This window comes from Colwellia sp. (assembly GCF_013214175.1).
Lineage (GTDB): Bacteria > Pseudomonadota > Gammaproteobacteria > Enterobacterales > Alteromonadaceae > Colwellia.
Genome location: NZ_JABSPA010000001.1, coordinates 589902 through 608518, shown reverse-complemented (window position 1 = coordinate 608518; position 18617 = coordinate 589902). Strand labels below are relative to the sequence as shown.

The 18617-nt window shown below is 39.8% G+C and carries 13 protein-coding genes and 2 tRNA genes; 3 read left to right on the top strand and 12 right to left on the bottom strand.

Features of this window, described 5'->3' with window-relative positions:
* Window positions 1-195 precede the first annotated feature (195 nt).
* The 6 genes from HRT55_RS02605 to HRT55_RS02580 all read right to left on the bottom strand — a co-directional run bounded on the left by HRT55_RS02605 (window position 196) and on the right by HRT55_RS02580 (window position 5846).
* Window positions 196-271: transfer RNA gene (locus HRT55_RS02605), tRNA-Val, on the bottom strand.
* A 151-nt stretch (window positions 272-422) separates the two neighbouring features.
* A tRNA-Val gene (locus HRT55_RS02600) sits at window positions 423-498 on the bottom strand.
* Between the two features lie 213 nt (window positions 499-711).
* Window positions 712-2052: a BamA/TamA family outer membrane protein gene (locus HRT55_RS02595; protein ID WP_291618576.1), complete on the bottom strand. Its 1341-nt coding sequence runs from the start codon at window positions 2050-2052 to the stop codon at window positions 712-714.
* A gap of 22 nt (window positions 2053-2074) precedes the next feature.
* Entirely contained in the window at window positions 2075-2770 is a 696-nt protein-coding gene (locus HRT55_RS02590) for a DUF3313 family protein (RefSeq protein WP_291618574.1), read from the bottom strand.
* 117 nt (window positions 2771-2887) lie between these two features.
* On the bottom strand, window positions 2888-5116 hold the full coding sequence (locus HRT55_RS02585) for a carbohydrate-binding family V/XII (RefSeq protein ID WP_291618572.1): 2229 nt from the start codon (window positions 5114-5116) through the stop codon (window positions 2888-2890).
* 55 nt (window positions 5117-5171) lie between these two features.
* Window positions 5172-5846, bottom strand: coding sequence for a hypothetical protein (locus HRT55_RS02580; RefSeq protein WP_291618825.1), 675 nt, complete (start codon window positions 5844-5846; stop codon window positions 5172-5174).
* 379 nt (window positions 5847-6225) lie between these two features.
* On the opposite strand from HRT55_RS02580, the gene HRT55_RS02575 reads away from it, so the two are divergent.
* Together HRT55_RS02575 and HRT55_RS02570 are read left to right on the top strand one after the other, a co-directional pair.
* Window positions 6226-7833 carry a sulfatase-like hydrolase/transferase gene (locus HRT55_RS02575; protein ID WP_291618571.1) on the top strand — a complete coding sequence of 536 codons (1608 nt, stop codon included), beginning with the start codon at window positions 6226-6228 and terminating at the stop codon, window positions 7831-7833.
* 111 nt (window positions 7834-7944) lie between these two features.
* Window positions 7945-9156, top strand: coding sequence for a BamA/TamA family outer membrane protein (locus HRT55_RS02570; RefSeq protein ID WP_291618570.1), 1212 nt, complete (start codon window positions 7945-7947; stop codon window positions 9154-9156).
* 165 nt (window positions 9157-9321) lie between these two features.
* On the opposite strand, the gene HRT55_RS02565 is transcribed toward HRT55_RS02570, so the two are convergent.
* Window positions 9322-10083: a Crp/Fnr family transcriptional regulator gene (locus tag HRT55_RS02565; RefSeq protein WP_291618569.1), complete on the bottom strand. Its 762-nt coding sequence runs from the start codon at window positions 10081-10083 to the stop codon at window positions 9322-9324.
* A 249-nt stretch (window positions 10084-10332) separates the two neighbouring features.
* On the opposite strand from HRT55_RS02565, the gene dnaK reads away from it, so the two are divergent.
* Window positions 10333-12237 carry a molecular chaperone DnaK gene (dnaK, locus tag HRT55_RS02560; protein WP_291618568.1) on the top strand — a complete coding sequence of 635 codons (1905 nt, stop codon included), beginning with the start codon at window positions 10333-10335 and terminating at the stop codon, window positions 12235-12237.
* Window positions 12238-12403: 166 nt separating this feature from the next.
* Here the strand turns inward: dnaK and HRT55_RS02555 are convergent, their stop codons facing one another.
* From HRT55_RS02555 to HRT55_RS02535, 5 genes are all read right to left on the bottom strand, one after another.
* Window positions 12404-13021, bottom strand: a complete 618-nt coding sequence (locus tag HRT55_RS02555) for a MarC family protein (protein ID WP_291618567.1) — start codon at window positions 13019-13021, stop codon at window positions 12404-12406.
* A gap of 47 nt (window positions 13022-13068) precedes the next feature.
* Window positions 13069-13902 (bottom strand): peptidylprolyl isomerase, encoded by an 834-nt coding sequence (locus HRT55_RS02550; protein WP_291618566.1) that lies wholly within the window; start codon window positions 13900-13902, stop codon window positions 13069-13071.
* A 130-nt stretch (window positions 13903-14032) separates the two neighbouring features.
* Window positions 14033-15127, bottom strand: coding sequence for a HupE/UreJ family protein (locus tag HRT55_RS02545; protein WP_291618565.1), 1095 nt, complete (start codon window positions 15125-15127; stop codon window positions 14033-14035).
* Between the two features lie 3 nt (window positions 15128-15130).
* Window positions 15131-17068: a DUF3604 domain-containing protein gene (locus HRT55_RS02540; RefSeq protein ID WP_291618564.1), complete on the bottom strand. Its 1938-nt coding sequence runs from the start codon at window positions 17066-17068 to the stop codon at window positions 15131-15133.
* Between the two features lie 54 nt (window positions 17069-17122).
* Window positions 17123-18502 carry a BamA/TamA family outer membrane protein gene (locus HRT55_RS02535; protein WP_291618562.1) on the bottom strand — a complete coding sequence of 460 codons (1380 nt, stop codon included), beginning with the start codon at window positions 18500-18502 and terminating at the stop codon, window positions 17123-17125.
* Window positions 18503-18617: the final 115 nt, after the last annotated feature.

Below are 18617 nucleotides of genomic sequence, written 5' to 3'. Positions count from 1 at the left end.
CCCGCCTTGTAAGGGCGGTGCTCTCCCAACTGAGCTAATCGTCCATTTTGTGTTTTAATTCTTTATGGAAAAAGAATTTTCACTTCATTACTTATTAGATAAGAAAATAAAGTGGTGGACATTTACTTTAAGAGCAGGCTTGAACCTTTTCTTTAGCTAAATACCCTCTTTATTCTAACTTACTTAAGAATAAAGTGGTGGACGATACTGGGCTTGAACCAGTGACCCCCGCCTTGTAAGGGCGGTGCTCTCCCAACTGAGCTAATCGTCCATTTTGTGTTTTAATTCTTTATGGAAAAAGAATTTTCACTTCATTACTTATTAGATAAGAAAATAAAGTGGTGGACATTTACTTTAAGAGCAGGCTTGAACCTTTTCTTTAGCTAAATACCCTCTTTATTCTAACTTACTTAAGAATAAAGTGGTGGACGATACTGGGCTTGAACCAGTGACCCCCGCCTTGTAAGGGCGGTGCTCTCCCAACTGAGCTAATCGTCCGTTTACTGCTAAACACTGTCACGTTTCAGGCTATACCGTCTGCGTTTCAGTGGGGCGTATTATAGGGAGATAGAAAAAGCTGTCAACAGAAAATCTGTAAATTCTCTTACTTTTTTCAAAAAGTTAACCGATTGATTTATTTTCATCCATAAAGCTGCATTAGTACGCATTAATTTTTACTTTTTAACTACTTTATCTATTTTTCAGTAAAAGCTAAAAAGGATGCCCAACCATCAACCAAGTACTGGTGCCTTCTTTTGATTGAGTAAAGTCCAACCGCACCAAAATACCAGCGGTTAATGCTCGTAATGAAACACCAACATCAGTTTTCCAATCGGAGAACAGCGTATCTCGATGAAGAGTCGGCGATACCCTGCCCCCTTCCACATAAAATACCGTTTGTAGCCAATCTAGATGTAAAAAATTTAGCCAGCGTACATTAGCTATTGGGTTATAGTCCAAAGTCATCCGGTATTCAGCTGTTGCATAGATAGCCGCTTTATCATGAAAGCGATTTTGCCTAAAGCCTCGTAGCCGATACATACCACCTAAGGTTGCGCCTTCAAGAAAAGGCGGATTATGGGTAACTAGGTTATTTCCTGCATCATCTTGGCTAACTTGCCAGCTTGGTGAATAGCCAAGCCAAGCATTAACAGCAATAATATTTTGTTTAGCGAATGAATTAGCACCTAAGGAAAAATATTTACTGGCTTCCATTTCGACAAAGGTCCACTGCTCTTTCGACTCTAGCCACTGAGGGTTATAACTAAAGGCTATATATTGTGAACTACCTTGACTTGGATTTACTGGAAAGTCGGTATTATCATAAAGCAGTCCCAATTCTAGGCCATGGACAGCACCAGACAGCTCTCCGTCTTCATCTCTATATTGCTGGTAACGATTAAACTGCCTGGCAATCAAAACACTGGTACCGGTTTTAAACGGATTCCAGTCCGCTATTTGAACTTCATTTGCCAATAAGCCGCCCTGTAATTGATAAGTGGCCATACTTTGCTTTTCTGCACTGCCCCAGGGTAAAACATATTCTAACTTCACGTCCCACCAGTTACTTGAACCCTCGGCTTGGATAAAATCATCAAAGCTGGAGTCATTAGAGCCTGCGCGCGGCGATGATGGTGCTGAAAACTCCCCCGGTAAAGGTGAATAAGCACGTAGTAATGGATACTCGCCCACCATACCAATGGCGCTGAAAAAAAAGCGCTCACTATCTAAAATACGATAGTCCCATAAACTTAAGGCTAGGCCTTTAGAATCTCCGCCGCCATAAACGGTGCCACCCACCGTCATTTGTTTTTGATAGAGGCCTGTAGCCATAGCACCTATACCAATAACCGTACCCATATCATCGGTGCTAAAAGCATAAGGCAATACTAAGCTTTCACGCATTTTAGTATTTTCTTGTCGCTGCACCGAATACTTAACCTGACTTGGCGGTTTCGCTTGTGCAGAACTGATAGTAACAACTAGCAAGGCGTTAATTAAAAACAACGTTACTGAAATTTTCACTAAATAATAATTAACAACCATCTTCATTTATATACTTTACTCATTTAACTTATTTAGTTTTTGGCATATGAGCTTCATCATACTTAGTGCGTAATGTTTTAGCCCACTTTCTTATCATTCGCTTAGCATCGGCACGGTTAGAAACACGAGTTGCCCAGTGATAATAACTGTCATCACCTGCAACAGACGCACTAACAATACGTGCTAAAATCTCACCACTAACACCATCATAAAGCTCTAAATATAGCGTTGCTTTACCAGCGTCACTAGCATAACGTCTTACGTTAGTTGCTGACTGAATATCAGGAGCGGTAACATCTAAGTTAATAATGGCGGGTCTGATAACCAAGGTATTTGAACTGACCTTATCTACAAGAGGAAACTTTGCATCTTTTCCAAACTCATCTTTAAATACTTCATCAAATAATTTAGCGACATCAGCTTTAATACGCATAACATCTTTATCTTTTACACGAGTAGAGAGCGAGGTTTCATTGCGATTATAATCACGTTGCCAGTTTTTTTTAAAGGCGACAGCACTAGGTAGTATTTGTACTTTTTCATACTCCGAAAAATCAACACCTTCTTTTTTATAAGCGATGGTAGAGCGGGTAGATGTTTTTAATTCCATGCCATCTGACGAGACTTGTGGCGCATTCGTTGAGTTAGTCGTAGCGGTACAACCAATTACCAGTGATGCCGCTAAAGCGATGACACTGAGTTTAATACCTTGTTGTTTTTTCATTTTGATTCCTTTTAATTTCATTGCTAAGTTAAAATTAACGCTAGTTTTAGTGCTGATTTCCGTATTATATTTTATGCAAACTTACTTATTTGTAGTGCTAATGCCGCAACGAACAAACTACCTAGCTCGGCGTGCATTGCCCGTAGGCTGATGACCGCCTCGTGACATATTACCCATTTGCCTGCCATGTAGTTCTCGATTCATTTTTTGGTGGTCAAATGTGCGATTATTAGCGCCTTGCCTATTTAGCTGCTGATGACTAGGTTGAGAGATACTAGGCTGACGGTTAGGACGAGTTGAGGAATTTAGCGTGCTTTGTTTAGGAATAGCCTGCCAATTTTTATTAGTGCGATTTTGCCACTGACCATTTTCATGACGAACCACGCCCCCATTTTTATCGGCGTAGACATTATTGGCCCGTTTTGGCGCAACTTTCGCTTTATTTAACTGGCGATTAGTTGGCTTAGTTATGGCATTACGCTTTTTATTTATGCCTTGATTGTACAGGTTACTTGCTCGGCTATTTGTTAGGTTACCTTGCGCTATTTTTCCGCCCGCTCTGTTGGCCGGGTTTGCAGAAATCCTTTGCTGTGCATGGGCGCGATTGGCAATGCTAACCGAGTTGCCAATATTGACATTACCATTAATATTGATGTTGGTATTGCCGCGATAACCACCACCGTAGTAACGACCACAACATGGTCTTGGATGATGGTGATAACCACCGTGCCATACCACACCAACTCTAAAGAATGGGCTGCCCCAACTTACGCCAACATTCCAACCTGTCCATGGGTTATAACCAACATGTAATCCCCAAGTAGGAGGTCTAGGGTAATACCAGCCACCAACATAATAAGGTGGGTAATACCAACCTGTGCCATAAATAGGTACACCATAATAAGGATAAGACCATAAATAACCTGGGGTATAACCTACATAAACAACCTCGGGGGTTGAGTCATAAATTGTCACATACGTGGTGTTATACATAGGAGAACTAGGCGGAATTTGCGCGATAGCTTCTTTAGGAATATTATCCGCTACTCGCCAAGGACCTTTTGGAAGTGATGATACAAACCAAACGCCATTATCAACTGCATAATATTTGTTCGCTATTTTAAGTACTTGCGCCGAGGTATTAACCGCATACGCTACTTGGGTAGCCACTATCTGTTCAAATTTGGGCTCGCCATCATAACTTACCGTCAACTTTGCTTCACTACGCTTTATCGCGGCTGTTTGTGGAATTTGAGCATCTAAAATTGCTTGCTCAGCTTCATCTGTGCCGGCAACCGAAGTTCTTAAACCGCCAATAGCAGACTCAGGCGGGATCTCTTGAAAACTCTTCGGCAATTTATCACCGCGAACAAAAGCCCAAGGCCCTTTTTCACTTTTACTACGAAACCAGCGACCTGACAGCAATACATACATATCACCACTGCTCAGCTCACGTAGCCATGGTGTTTCAGTATTTTCAACATACAGTAATTTACCACCCACTAAACTAGTCCACTTGGCATTACCATCAGAAACCACCAATTCAGTTGCCTTGGTAGCAGTAATGATATTAGGCGCGCTAATAACTTGTGGTGTGTCACTTTGGTCTTCTGGCTTGGGTATCAGTCTTTTAAGATCCGCGGGAGGGTTTGCAAGCATTGACCATGGCCCTAGCGCATTTTCTGCTTGATACCATAGGTGGCCACTGGTTAAATAAAACTTGCCTTGGTTTTCAGTTTTGCTTTTAATGACAGCTAATGGTGTATTTAGCGCCCGCTGATAATTACTGTTTTCAATATCTCTGAAAATGGGTTCACCATCATAACTAAGTAATACTGATAAAATATCGGTGAATATAATTTCTGGTGCGTCATTTTTGATTAGAGCTAGGCTAGCTTTAACTTGCTCTTCATTCGTTAAACTGGCAGTCAATTTTGATAGCGAAGAGGTAAAAGACGAATTTGCTAATTGCGCTTCAACAAATTGACTAAATTGCTTTTCTGCCGCATCTTTTGAATCAGGCCAACCCACTTTAGTCACTTTTAATTGGCTAATGGTGACGGTATTTTCACCGCGATCCGTGGTGATTTTTGCCGAGAACCAAAAGACACCAAAAATGGGTGCTGGTTCATCTATTAACTCCAGCGACATTGCCGCGCGGCCAGTTAATATATTGCCAACTAGCTTTTCCGGTTGCGGTTGATACACCACAATAGTGCCTTTATCACCCGTTAACTCTTGCGGCCAATCATTTGCCACAGCGGAATAAGAAGAACAAATAATAAAGCAAAGCAAAAGTGTGCTTTTAAGTTTTGCTCGCCAGTAAGCATAAAAATCATTTCTCATTTTACTTCCTCATAGGTTACTAGTAAAAAATCAATCGTTTTACTGAAGCTTAAATTTAAATCTTAAATTTGAAATTAAGGATAACCACCTCTTCAGTTGACGTTTCCAAGTAAACCAACTTAGTTGCATCAATATGATAACCAAAATTGAACTCCATCATAAACTTACGTGTTTTTTCACCGTCAAAACCATAGGTATATTGAGGATTTAACATCATATAAAATTTATCATTAATATCATATTTAAAATATGATTGAGCAATGACAATTTTTGTTTCGGAAAAAAGCTCATGCGCTTCCCATGACTTACCGTAAGTTAGACCTGCGTATAATTTTAAATGCTTCGCTAACGGTATTACCTGTAAAACACCGACAGTGGCGTAATTAGAAGTAATGCCTTCTCTAGAGGAGTCAGTACCCGCATCGATAAAAATACCGGTGCCCGTTTTACTATTGGGCGTAAACAAACGCGCACGATAAGCATCAAGATTTTTTTTTGCTTCAACTTTGCCTAAAATCCCCCAATCGCCTTTATGAAGACCAAATTGAAAGGCACCACCTAAACCATCATTACCGCCTGTTAACGCACCGCCCGTATAAACGGCCATAGGATCAGAGATATCCACTTGTTTATGGGTTGTTTCATTGGTTTGTGTTGTTTCTGTAGCTTGTAAAACAGTTGGTATTGCAGCTAAGCTGCCAGACAAAAATAGCATTGATAATTTATTCATTTTCACTGCAAATATTCCTTCATAAGATCGGCAAGATTAAGTCCATCGATTGCGCAGACATTAGCACTAAGAATATTCACGGGGAATATATCACTTCGTTAATATTCTTAGTTAAAATGGGTAGCAAATTTTAATAGCTTATTTCCATGTAAATTAACTTGTTAGGATTATCTAACAAATTATATTTTGTCTTAAAACTTTGTTAACTGCAAGTTACAATTTACGCTTGTTTTCCTAGCATTTCTCCTGCTAAACCATTAATCTAGCGTAACTTTATTAGCATCGTTAAACAGTCCGTCGCTCAGACTCATTACACTCGCAGTAACGAGTAAAAAAAGCTGTTCACGAATGAAAATTAAGCCCTTACTTAAAGGATTAAATGATGACAAAAAAACACCCTCGCCTATTGATAAGTTCGCTAACGATGAGCTTATTGGCTGTAAGCTCTTTTTTACCTGTTTTCGCTAATACTAGCGGCCTATCTCGGGCAGTTGCCACCTCAGATCATATGCAGCCGGCCATACCTCGTGCAGCACAAGATAAAGTCGCGACAAAAAAACTCGCACAGCTAAAAAATAGAAAAGGTAAACGCCCTAATATTTTATGGTTAGTTGTTGATGACTTAGGCTTTGGTGATATCGGTGGAGCTTTTGGTGGTGGCGCTCATATTGGTGCAGCGACACCAAATATTGATAGATTAGCAAGTAAGGGACTGTCATTAACGTCGACTTACTCACAACCGACTTGTACCCCGACGCGTTCAGCGATGATGACTGGTCGCCTGCCAATGCGCACAGGGCTTATTCGTCCCATATTAGCTGGCGATACACTTACCAATAACCCATGGGCCAGTGAAGACAGTGTCGCAAAAATACTGTCTAATGTTGGCTATCACACAGTGTTAACGGGTAAATGGCATACAGGAGAGCTTAAAGGCATGCGCCCACATCAAGTAGGTTTTGATGAGTTCCAAGGATATTACGCTTCACAAAAAGAGTTAACACAACAGTTTGATTACCGCCGTTACCCTGACTTAGTACTCGATGAAGAAAAGCTAGCACGATTTAAAAAAGTGTCTGGTAAAATAGATATGTATTACGGCGCAAAAGGCAAAAAAGAAAAGGTGGTGGATAAAACAACGGGCCTTGACCAATTTGCCGAAGCCGATCATATTTTGGCCGATTTCACTATGAACAAAATTAGCACTTTAGCTAAAGGTGACAAGCCTTTTTTTATTGCCCACAACTTTATGCGTGTTCATGCTGACAATCATCCGAGTAAAGAGTTTAAAGGTAAAAGTGCCAGTAAATATCCTTATAAAGATAATGTGGTAGAAGTTGATGCCCTTATAGGCCGTATCGTACAAGCGGTCGAAAAAGCAGGAATCGCTGATAATACCTTTATTTTCATCACCTCAGATAATGGACCACAACGTGATGCCTGGCCTGACGCAGGATACACGCCATTTAGAGGCGGTAAAGGTACCTCATTTGAAGGTGGCATTCGAGTTCCGGGCATTGCTTATTGGCCCGGTATGATAGCGCCTCGCACTAGTGCTGAGTTATTTGACCTAATGGATCTTTTTAATACCACAGTAAACATTGCTGGTGCGACTAATAATATACCTAGTGATCGTTATATCGATGGCATAGATCAAAGCTCATTCTTATTAACGGATAATGGCCAGAGTAAACGTGAGCAAGTTTATGTTTGGCTAAATACTAATTTTATGGCGGTTAGAGTACGCGAATATAAAATTCATATGAAAACTATGCAATTACATAATTCGTTTCAAAATATTGATTATGCCAGTATAAGTGACTTCGGTTTATCACCATGGGTTTTTAACTTATTTGTTGACCCTAAAGAAGAACTACCTGTTGGCCATAGAATGAATCCTTGGGTTGCATCGTTGGGTGCGGAAGCGAAAGCACATGCAGCAACGTTTAAAAAATTCCCTCCTAAAAACATTGGCTTAGGATTTTAAATTTACGCTGAACTATAAGCTGAAATTTAGACTAAGACGTAAATATTACCTTGAGCTTATTGAATGTATCAATAAGCTCTTTTTACTTTAATATTACTAAGGATTTTAATAATGAAGGCCAGCAACAAACTCCTAATTGCCTCGTTATTGCTTAGTTTAATGCCAACTGTCAATGCAGCATCTTTTATTGATAAATATATGTTCGACCTAGATGACGGCATGTTAGATGCAAGTCGCTATCTGTCTGAAGTACCTTTAGGCTTTCTACCCGTGCCAACTATCATTACCGAACCAGCAACCGGTAATGGTTTAGCACTGTTAGGGGTGTTTTTTCATGAGTCTGATGAACAAAAGAAACAACGAATTACGCACAGCGACAATAGTAAACATTTTGTTTTGCCCAGTAATATTTCTTTAGTGGGCGCTGGCGCTACCGCCAATGGCAGTAAAGGTTTTGGTTTTGGTCACATGGGCTTTTGGCTTAAAGATACCGTACGTTACAAAGGTTATATGCTGTACAGCGATTTCAATTTAGACTTTTACTCATTAGGTGGTACTGACTTAAAGCGGCCAATTGAGCTAAATATCAATGGTCCGATAGTATTGCAAGAATTGAGAATGCGCCTTGGAGAAAGTAAATGGTTTCTTGGCGGTCGTCAGGTCTATAGAAGCGTAGAAACGAGTTTAGCCAACGTTAAAGATGTTAGCTTTTTTCCTACGGATACTTTGAATGATACGGTTAATACTTTTTTTGATCATCATTTATCTCAATCAGTGACGACTTCAGGTTTTGGTCTGTTGGCTGAATTTGACTCACGAAATAACCCAATGAATCCTGAACACGGTTATGACTATCAAATGCATATCACCCGCTTTGATGACGCCATTGGTAGTGATGTTGACTACATGAGTTATCACTTTTCCGGGTTAAATTACTGGCAATTCTCAGAAAAATATCTTTTTGCTTTAAGGCTGCAATACGACGGTGTCAATGCCAATGATGAGGTGAAGTTGCCTTCTTATGTGCCACCTAGTGTCGATTTACGCGGTGTACCCGCGATTAGATATCAAGGCAATAAAGTCGCGGTATCTGAAATTGAATTTACTTATAAGTACAACTACCGCTGGAAGTTTAATGCCTTTACCGGTGTAGGTAGAGCAGCACAAAGTTTTAGTGAGTTAAGCAGCGCTGAGTCAGTGCATAACTACGGTGTTGGCTTTCGTTATTTAATTGCCAAGCGTTATGGTTTTACTATGGGAACTGATTTAGCTAAAGGGCCTGAAGATACCGTGGTTTATATTCAAGCTGGCGCAACTTGGTAAGATGCTAAAGACTATATTAAAGACAATTTTTACCACAATCTTCTGGCAGTAAAGCCACTAGTTCACAGATAAAGAAGGAGCACCAGTTTGGTTGTACTGTGCTCCAGGACTATGCCTGTAGTTCTGAATAAGATGCCTTTAATTATGCTTACTTCGCTAGAACCTTTACTTGATCAACTGAGCTTGATCGTACTGAGTATCATAATGCGCTTCTTGCTCTAACGCCTGTAAATCCTTAATTATTAACTGATTACGTTTCTTCTCTAAAATACCCTGCGCTTGCCAATGCCTGAGTTGCTTGTTGACTACTTGTCTGACTGAACCCACCATGCGCGCTAATGTTTCATCATTTAAGCCGTTAACCAAATGCTGCTTATGCTCACAATCTGGTGCGCCGTTATAACTGTTAATTTTTTCGATGTATTTTAGTATCAAACGACTTAAACGGGTACTGGTATCATGTAGCACCAAACTGGTGGCGCGCTGCTCATGTTCACGCATTTTCTGCGCTAAATAAGGTAAGAATTGATTATTAACCTCAGGGTAAGTCCAAATCCACTGGCGCATGGTCTCTATAGGTATGCTTAATAAGCGCACTGTATTTAGCGGCGCAATAATCACCTCATGGGGTTTGCCATCAAGCAGTACCATCACATCGAAACTATCACCTGGGTAAAAAATATCTACTGTGGCTTCACGAGCCGTTTCCGGATGAACTTTTTTCAGTTCAACTTGGCCATCAAGCAAGACAAAGAACTGCTTTGTTAATATTTCAGCACTAATGTACTGACCCTTATGCCAGGTGGTGACATGAAAGTCTCGCTGCATTTTTTCCAACAAAACCTGCGGTAGCTCGGCAAACAACTTTGCTTGCTTTACTAAAGTCGCACTGGCTTGATAACTTACCGGTATTAAGGCCTTGCTCATGATCTTCCTAGATGTGAATAAGCTAACTTAATAATATTCTACCTAGATAGCGTCAGAGTACAATTAATTTAATTTCTTTGTGAAAACTGTCACTTATCTGACAGTAGCACTTTTGTTAAGCCCGTATGATAGCCCCACTAAGACCAAACGGATTAATTAATTCTATTGGTACAGCTAGCAGCGCGTAGTTAAGACAACTAAAAAAAACTCAAGGTGCTGCTTTTCTACAATGATAAAAGGAAAATTATAATGACTAAAATTATTGGTATTGACTTAGGTACAACAAATTCATGTGTCGCGGTAATGGAAAGTGGCAAAGCTACCATCATTGAAAATAGCGAGGGTAATCGTACCACGCCCTCGATTATCGCCTATGGCAACGATGAAATATTAGCCGGAAATCCGGCAAAAAGACAAGCAGTGAGCAATTCAAAAAATACTTTGTTCGCTATTAAACGTTTAATTGGCCGCAAGTTTGATGATGAATTACTGCAAAAAAACATTGAATTATCACCCTACAAAATTGTAAAAGCTGACAATGGTGATGCCTGGGTAGAAATTGACGGTAAAGCGATATCGCCACAGCAAATTTCTGCTCAAATATTGATGAAATTAAAAAAAGATGCCGAAGCCTATTTAGGTGAAAAAGTTACCGAAGCGGTAATAACCGTACCGGCTTACTTTAATGACTCACAGCGCCAGGCCACTAAAGATGCAGGTAAAATTGCCGGTCTAAATGTTAAACGTATTATCAACGAGCCGACAGCGGCAGCATTAGCTTACGGGGTAGATAAAAGTAAAGACGGTGAACAAAACTCTGAACAAAAAATAGTGGTTTACGATTTAGGTGGCGGTACCTTTGATGTTTCTATTATTGAAATATCTAACCTAGAGGGTGAAAAGCAGTTTGAAGTATTGGCCACTAATGGCGATACCTATTTAGGCGGAGAAGACTTTGACAGCGCACTGATTAACTATCTTGTCGCAGAGTTCAAAAAAGATCAAGGCATTGATCTGACCAGCGATGCTTTAGCTATGCAAAGGGTAAAAGAAGCCGCTGAAAATGCTAAAATCGAGTTATCATCAACCAAGCAAACCGATATTAATTTGCCTTACGTTACCGCCGATGCCAGTGGTCCTAAGCATATGAATATTAAAGTAACTAGGGCTAAATTAGAGTCTTTAGTAGATGACTTAGTTCAACGCACCATTGCACCGTGTAAACAAGCATTAAAAGATGCCGGTTTAAGCATTAGCGATATCAGCGATGTTATTTTAGTCGGCGGTCAAAGCCGTATGCCGAAAGTACAAGAGGCGGTACAAAGCTTATTTAAAAAAGAGCCGCGTAAAGATATTAACCCAGATGAAGCAGTCGCCCTAGGTGCATCAATTCAATCAGGGGTATTATCAGGCACGGTAAATGACGTGTTATTGCTTGATGTAACACCCTTGTCTTTAGGCATTGAAACCCTAGGCGGTATTGTTACTAAGTTAATTAGTAAAAATACCACTATCCCAACACGTGCAAGTGAGGTGTTTTCGACTGCAGAAGATAACCAAAGCTCGGTAACTGTTCATGTATTACAAGGTGAGCGTGACATGGCCAGCGATAATAAGTCATTGGGGCAATTTAACTTAACCGATATTAAAGCAGGCCCTCGCGGCAGTGCACAAGTAGAGGTTAGCTTTGATATAGATGCCAATGGTATTTTAAATGTGACCGCAACGGACAAGGCCACAGGCAAAGAGCAAGCTATTACTATCACAGCATCGAGTGGTTTATCGGAAGATGACGTAAATCGCATGGTTAATGAAGCTGAGCAAAATTCAGCTCAAGACAAGCTTAAGCGTGAACTCATTGAACAGCGTAATCAAGCAGATCATTTAATTCATACAGTAACGGGAGCAATGAGCGACTTTAGTGATGAGCAACGAGCAAGTTTTAATACCTTAATTGAGCAATTAAAAATGGCAGTTAATGGTAATGATAAACAAGCGATTGAAGTGCGTCACGATGCATTAAATGATACTTATAACTTAGCAATGCAAGCTCAAGCGCAGGCTAACACTGAAAGTGCAGCGTCTGAGCAAGCAAACGCAGCTAACGATAGCGATGTCATAGATGCCGATTTTGAGGAGGTCAGTGGGCTTTAATTCAACAAGTACTTAAGCTTGATAAACTCAGTGCTGATAAAACACAGTACAGATAAAAAAAGGCTGCTAAATAGCAATATTTAGCAGCCTTTTCATTGCAAAGTTTGACTGACAAATATTAGCTGACAAATATTAGCTGACAAATTATACCTAACAATATTTAAAGTCAATTAAGTGAATCAATAACAGCGATGACACCTTCAATAAACATTTGCACACCAATGACCGCCAAAATAAGTCCCATCAAACGAGTCACTATACTCAAACCAGCTTCGCCTATTACTGCTAGAATTTTACTACTGTAAACAAAGCAAAAGAAAGTAATAATACATAACAAGGCAAAAACACTTAACGTAATAAGTATGCCAACAAAACCTGCAGAAGAAGAGTAATTCATTGCCGTAGCAATAGTGCCAGGACCTGCAAGTAGTGGCACCGCTAATGGCGAAACGGCGAGATCACCCTGCTCTACTCTCTCTGCTGAATGCAAACTAGAGCCGCTACCATTGATCATATGATAACCAATAATAAACACTAAAATACCACCAGTTATTCTTAATGCCGGTAAAGTAATACCAAATAAATGAAAAATAGCATTACCTAATACAGAGAAAGCTAAAATAACAAAAAAAGTAATCAATAACGCTTTTTTGGCAATTTTTTTCTGTTGCTCTTTACTCTTATGTCCCACTAACGCGGCAAAAGCCGCTGTATTAGCAATGGGATTCATGATGGCAAAAAAACCTAAAAACACGGTGACTATATGTGAAACTATATCCGACATTGCACTCTTCTTTTTATTGTTAACTAAACTAACGTTTGTAAACCTGACTAAATTTTCTTAACTTGGTATTCGACAAATAAACCCTGATAAAATTTAGCCAAGCTTTGTTTACGTTGCTCATTAAGCCACGCTTGTTTTACTTGGGCTCGCACTGCAGCTAGAGGTTGCAGTTCACCACCTTGTTTAGTTTTCAATTTAACAATATGCTCTCCATAACCTGATTTAACATCTACCAACCATTTTCCTGATTCCATCGTCACTAAGGCTTCGGCAAATTTACTGCCAAAATAGCGCGCGACAAAGGCATAAGAAACATCGGTATATTGGTAGTCTAAAAAAATACTATCTGACAATGGCATAAGTTTTACGGCAGTGTGTTCGATTTCATCTAAGGCTGTTATCTGCGCCATTGTTTTAGTTAATATCGCGGTAATATCACGGTGTTTTGACGGGTCAAAGTATAGCTGTACAAAACTAAAAACTTGTTCACTACGATAATCATCTTGATGTTCTTTTAAAAAGCTTGATAGTTCTGCATCATCAGGCTCTAAGCGACTAACACTGTCTTCAACAATAAACTCGACTTTTTGCTGAATACGCTTTTGAATAATGCCATCACCAGCAAGCAAACCCATTTCGACGCCCTTTTGATAAGCCACTTGCTCTTTAAAGTAGTTATTCACTAAAGCAGCCAGCTCTTCTTCGGTTGGTTGTCGTTGACGGGTTTTTTCAAAACTGTATTTCAGCTGCACTATTTTAGCCGCTGAAAGTGTTATTTCATTGTCATTTGTTTGGTTATCATTAACCAAACTATAAAAATAAAAAAGCGCCGCCCCTAACAGTAAAAAATGCAGTAACGGCTCTTTTAATAAGGTCTTCATAGTTATCCTATTATTCTCTATTCTATTAACCTAAAATGCTAATAAATTTAGCCCTTCGAGTTATCCTAAATTGGTGAAGTGTGTAAGTGCTCAACCGTTTAACGACTTAACTTGGCTTAGCGAAACTTAACTAGAACTGCAGCACTCTTTCAATTAACCACATACTGGCAATTGAACCTATCAAATAGGCATTAATCTTTTCATACCGTTTTATTCTCTCACGGCTAATATCAGTTAACTTTTTCACTAACCAGATAAGCAATAGCACACCGCTAATAAAGAAAACTTGCCCTAATTCAACACCTATATTAAAAAATGCCAAGGCTAAAAACTGATCATTTTTTGGCAAACCTAGCTCAAGCAATACTGAAGCAAAACCAAAACCATGTAACAGACCAAAGCTGCTCGATACTACGACCGGATAACGATAAGTTAACGAGCATTGCTGAGATTTATTGAAAGAGTTTTTTGCAATTTCAATCGCAAGAAAAACAATACTTAGTGCAATAACGGCTTCTACAACCACAATGGGTAATTGCACTATATCTAACGTACTCAATATCAAGGTAATAGAATGTGCTAAGGTGAAACCTGTGATAGCCCACATAAGCTTTTTAACCGTGGAGGCAATCAATAACAAACATAAAACAAACAACAGATGATCATAGCCCTCTAAAATATGTTCGATGCCAAAAACCGTATAACTCTGCATACTTTTCCATGACGATGGACTGGCAACAAAGGTATAACTAGGTGCCGCTGGGGTTATTCTTACTGAGTAATCATTTTTGATACTTTTATACTTAAGCATCACTTCAACATTTGTTTTCTCTAAGTTGATAACAGTGACACTCTTATCAGCTAAGCTTTGTACTGTTGTTATAGTAAAGAACTTGATATTTGCGCCATTTAGCAAAGCAGCAGGTGTTGTATTACTGATTTTCACCCCATTACTAAATTGCAGACTAAGTGGTGCAATACCTTGAACTGCTGGCTGTTTCCACATGCCCTGATAGCAACTGTGCTCGATATTACTAATACCGCTGTTACTGAGGCTGCTGACTGCTTTATCACTACAAGTAACCGCTTCAATTTGTAAATAAGCCAGTTGAATTTTATTTGCCTGTACAGCTTTACTATTAACGACAGCTAACAAGCAAAGAAAAAGGAATAGCCCAAAGTGGGATATTCCTTTTAGTGTTTTATTATGAAAAGAAAAAGTCATAAACTAGTGTTTTACTTCTTGAGCTGGCATAAACCATATTGGTGAACTCCACGCACGTTCTTGTATGGTTGCTTGCACGTCCGTTAATAATGGTAAATTATTGCGCACTGCATCATAAGTACTCCAGCGTGGTGTTGGGATTTCAATAACACGAGCATAATAGAGTGTCGGTAACTCGCTATTAAACTCCTCATCAGTAAAACTGCCCATTAACATTGTAGCGCCAATCTCATTGGTGTATTTAGCCGTTGTTAAATCAACGGTATTACCAACTTTAGCTAAATTGCCATTTTTGTCTTTAGCGCGATTATCAGACCAGACAACATTAATGATTTTTTCATGTTGCTCACCTTCTTGGTCGACCCAACCCTTGATGATTTGAATTCTGTCCAAATTAGCGCCTATGTTATCTTTGGCTGCCCAAACATTAAATACCGGCGCACTTACTGCGCCAGAAATAGTACCACCCATAGGCACACCTTTGTCGTAGCCTTCTTTGACCATGGCATTGATATCTGTATGGTTAGTTGTTAAGTGCTCACCGGCAAAAATTCTCACCTGAATTCGAGGGCCTGAAGTGCCGTAGACCTCGCGGTTATACATGGCATCCCAAATTTCGCCACGAGTGTTCTTTGTTGCCCAAACGCCAGTAATAGAGCCAATACTTTCATCTTTAGCATCGAGCCACTCTGGAACTTGTCCTGTTCTGCGTAACTCTGGCGTATTATCCGCTGCGCCATGACCGCCAATATAATTATCTTCGGCCACATCAGCCATCAAGCCATTATGGCTATCAGTACCGCCATTAAAACCTAATTTATATGGGTTAACGCCGATGTTTTGGTAATGTTTTAAGCCTTCGATAATGCCCCAACGAACAAAATTACGTTTGTCTAAACCTCGATTACTAAAATCAGCAACCGAATCGGCATTTTCAAAATCAGCAAATTCATCTGCGGGCCAAAATTTACGATGTACCTCAGAATTGCCTTTGATTTGCATCATTTCGATAGTGCGTTCAAAGTGACTGCGCAGCTCCGCATATTCTTTAGTAATAGGATTACCTTTAGAATCATTGGGATTAAACATCATCAGCTTAGACGCATTGGAGTTGTGTGGAATAGCAAGCAGTGTGCTACCTTTTTTCTCTTGTTGCGCCATCCATCCCCATAAAGCTTCTTCACGATTATAGTCCGCATAACCAACGGGATACTCTGGCACCACCATGTCTCTAAACAGGATATTGCGATGTAAGTTGCCGCCTTTTGGCGCACCACTCCATTCAAAAGCCGCTAAAGTGGTAAAAATTCCAGGTTTATATTCATCTTTAGTGGCTTGTAAAATAATTTGCCAAGCACTTTTGGTGCTTTCAATGCCAGTATAAAATGGTGGATGTGCAGGTTTAGCATCGCCGCGATTCACTGATATTACGTATTTAATAAACCAATGAATTTGGTCTTTATATTCAGTTAAGCCACGCAATTTTTTTAATTGCTCTTGGTTATGCCCTAAAGCTTCTTCAGTAAAGGTTGTATACATTTCACCAATATATTCAGCGTGATCGGTCGTAGCCGCAAAATCGAGTGGACGATGTAATTTATGTAATTGACCATTGATAGTTTTCTCTTGTCCTTGCGCAAATTGTAAGGAGTCAAGTGGGCTCATGCGGTTACCACCAATATAAGCATCCAAAGAAAATTTGGTATGCATATGGGTTTCACCAAAATAAGCATTTTTAAGCGGATTTGATGGCGCGTTGTCTTCTTGTTGTTTTATGCTGTGCGCTCTAGCCGCTACCGATTCGTCTTTGTTTTTTGCTGAGTTACTGGCACTTACTTCTTTAACGTGGGCTTGATCCTTTTGCGAGTCTGTTTGTTGCTCAGAGCAGCCGCCTAATACCAATAAAACCGTAATGGCGATTAACGATATTTTACTTTCCATGTCTTTTCCCTATCTTTTAGAAATGTATATTTTCAATATGGGTAATTTGTTACCCTAGAAGTTCTCGTTCAAACGAACATACAAGGCACTGGCACCATCTGCACCTCGACCAAAATCAATACCTAAGTTAGTACCAGTTTTCTTCTGTAACATAAACCTGAGCCCTAAACCATAACCAGGTTTAATGTACTGGCCTAAACTAATATCATTTGGCCCTGTGGCACTTGCCGTCGAGGCATTAACTTGCGCCACGCCACCTACAGGAACACCCCATAAAGTAGTAAAATGTTTACGGTATTCTAAACCAACATAAGCATAATCTTGGCCGCGAAAACGTCCTTGTATATAACCAGTACCGCTGCGGGCATATTGGTCATATCCCGTAGCAGGTAAAGTCATATAAGGTACTTCACCACTGGTAACAAAATTACCAAAAGCCCAAAAAGCTAATACATCAGGATACTTTTCTTCTGGAGTAAAGTTATGAAATTTTCGATATTCTAACCAAAGGGTACTGGACTTTTTATCTGAGCCTAAAAATTCTGGATTGTATCGATAACTTGCTAGAGCATATTGGCCTTTACTTGGGTTAATACCATTATCACGACTGTCGAACATGACATTTAATGATAGCCCTGAGAGGGTATAGCCTGTTTCATCGAAGCCATTAAGCCTGCTATAACTGTAATGAGAGGTGACTACTTTTTCTTCAGCGTCTAAATCAAGTAAATTATCTTGAATATCTTTATACAAATCGAGATGATAACCAAGACCTACATACCAGTCACCCTGAATACGTTTAAGTGCTGTTTCATAAAAACGAAAGTACTTAAACTCCATCATCTGGTTTTTATCATAAGTACCAGAAAAGATGTCATCATCCAATTCGAATTCCTGACCACTAGTGACCAGTTTAGAAGAGTCTGGACCCGTACCTAAACCATACGTTGGTTGTGAGGTATCAAGGTAGCGCCAGTCACCTAAAAAAGCCCAATCATTATTGGCGGTAAATGCAGTACTTTTGAATAAAAAAATGCTTTGCCCTAAGGAAGTCTTTGCTAGACCCGCTATCATATTGGAAACTTTCGTGGTTTTAGGCTCACCAAAATAATAACTGGCAGAAGCACCAACACCATAAATAGTTCCGTTAGCAGGGTTATAACCTATAACGGGTACCGGGGTAAAATAAAGTTTATTAGCTTCAACACCGTTATTATCAACTTTGGCTGCTTGTTTGCTACTAGCTGGCTCGGTGATTTTTGGCTCTGCACTAGCTGACTCGGTGGCCGCCGTTGCAGTGATAACTTGCTTGGTGTTGGTATTATTAACCGCAACGTCCACGGCTTGTTCATTGCTGGCCAGTACGGGCTGACTGATAGACATTGCAAGGCACAAGGCAGATAAAGTTGTGGATAGGGTAAGTGGCTTAGTCATGGCATTCCTTTTGCGTAAGCGGTTTGATTTTGCAGTAATCCTTACCATAAATATTGCCGTAGTGATTAATGACATTGTTTATTAAGGACTTTTAATGCCGCTAGTCTACTCGCGT

Excerpts from the sequence above, each read along its gene's own strand:
- HRT55_RS02575 (WP_291618571.1), top strand. The coding sequence starts at position 6,226 with ATGATGACAAAAAAACACCCTCGCCTATTGATAAGTTCGCTAACGATG.
- HRT55_RS02535 (WP_291618562.1), bottom strand. The coding sequence starts at position 18,502 with ATGACTAAGCCACTTACCCTATCCACAACTTTATCTGCCTTGTGCCTT.
- HRT55_RS02550 (WP_291618566.1), bottom strand. The coding sequence starts at position 13,902 with ATGAAGACCTTATTAAAAGAGCCGTTACTGCATTTTTTACTGTTAGGG.
- HRT55_RS02555 (WP_291618567.1), bottom strand. The coding sequence starts at position 13,021 with ATGTCGGATATAGTTTCACATATAGTCACCGTGTTTTTAGGTTTTTTT.
- HRT55_RS02570 (WP_291618570.1), top strand. The coding sequence starts at position 7,945 with ATGAAGGCCAGCAACAAACTCCTAATTGCCTCGTTATTGCTTAGTTTA.
- HRT55_RS02590 (WP_291618574.1), bottom strand. The coding sequence starts at position 2,770 with ATGAAAAAACAACAAGGTATTAAACTCAGTGTCATCGCTTTAGCGGCA.
- HRT55_RS02580 (WP_291618825.1), bottom strand. The coding sequence starts at position 5,846 with ATGAATAAATTATCAATGCTATTTTTGTCTGGCAGCTTAGCTGCAATA.
- dnaK (WP_291618568.1), top strand. The coding sequence starts at position 10,333 with ATGACTAAAATTATTGGTATTGACTTAGGTACAACAAATTCATGTGTC.
- HRT55_RS02565 (WP_291618569.1), bottom strand. The coding sequence starts at position 10,083 with ATGAGCAAGGCCTTAATACCGGTAAGTTATCAAGCCAGTGCGACTTTA.
- HRT55_RS02585 (WP_291618572.1), bottom strand. The coding sequence starts at position 5,116 with ATGAGAAATGATTTTTATGCTTACTGGCGAGCAAAACTTAAAAGCACA.
- HRT55_RS02595 (WP_291618576.1), bottom strand. The coding sequence starts at position 2,052 with ATGAAGATGGTTGTTAATTATTATTTAGTGAAAATTTCAGTAACGTTG.
- HRT55_RS02540 (WP_291618564.1), bottom strand. The coding sequence starts at position 17,068 with ATGGAAAGTAAAATATCGTTAATCGCCATTACGGTTTTATTGGTATTA.
- HRT55_RS02545 (WP_291618565.1), bottom strand. The coding sequence starts at position 15,127 with ATGACTTTTTCTTTTCATAATAAAACACTAAAAGGAATATCCCACTTT.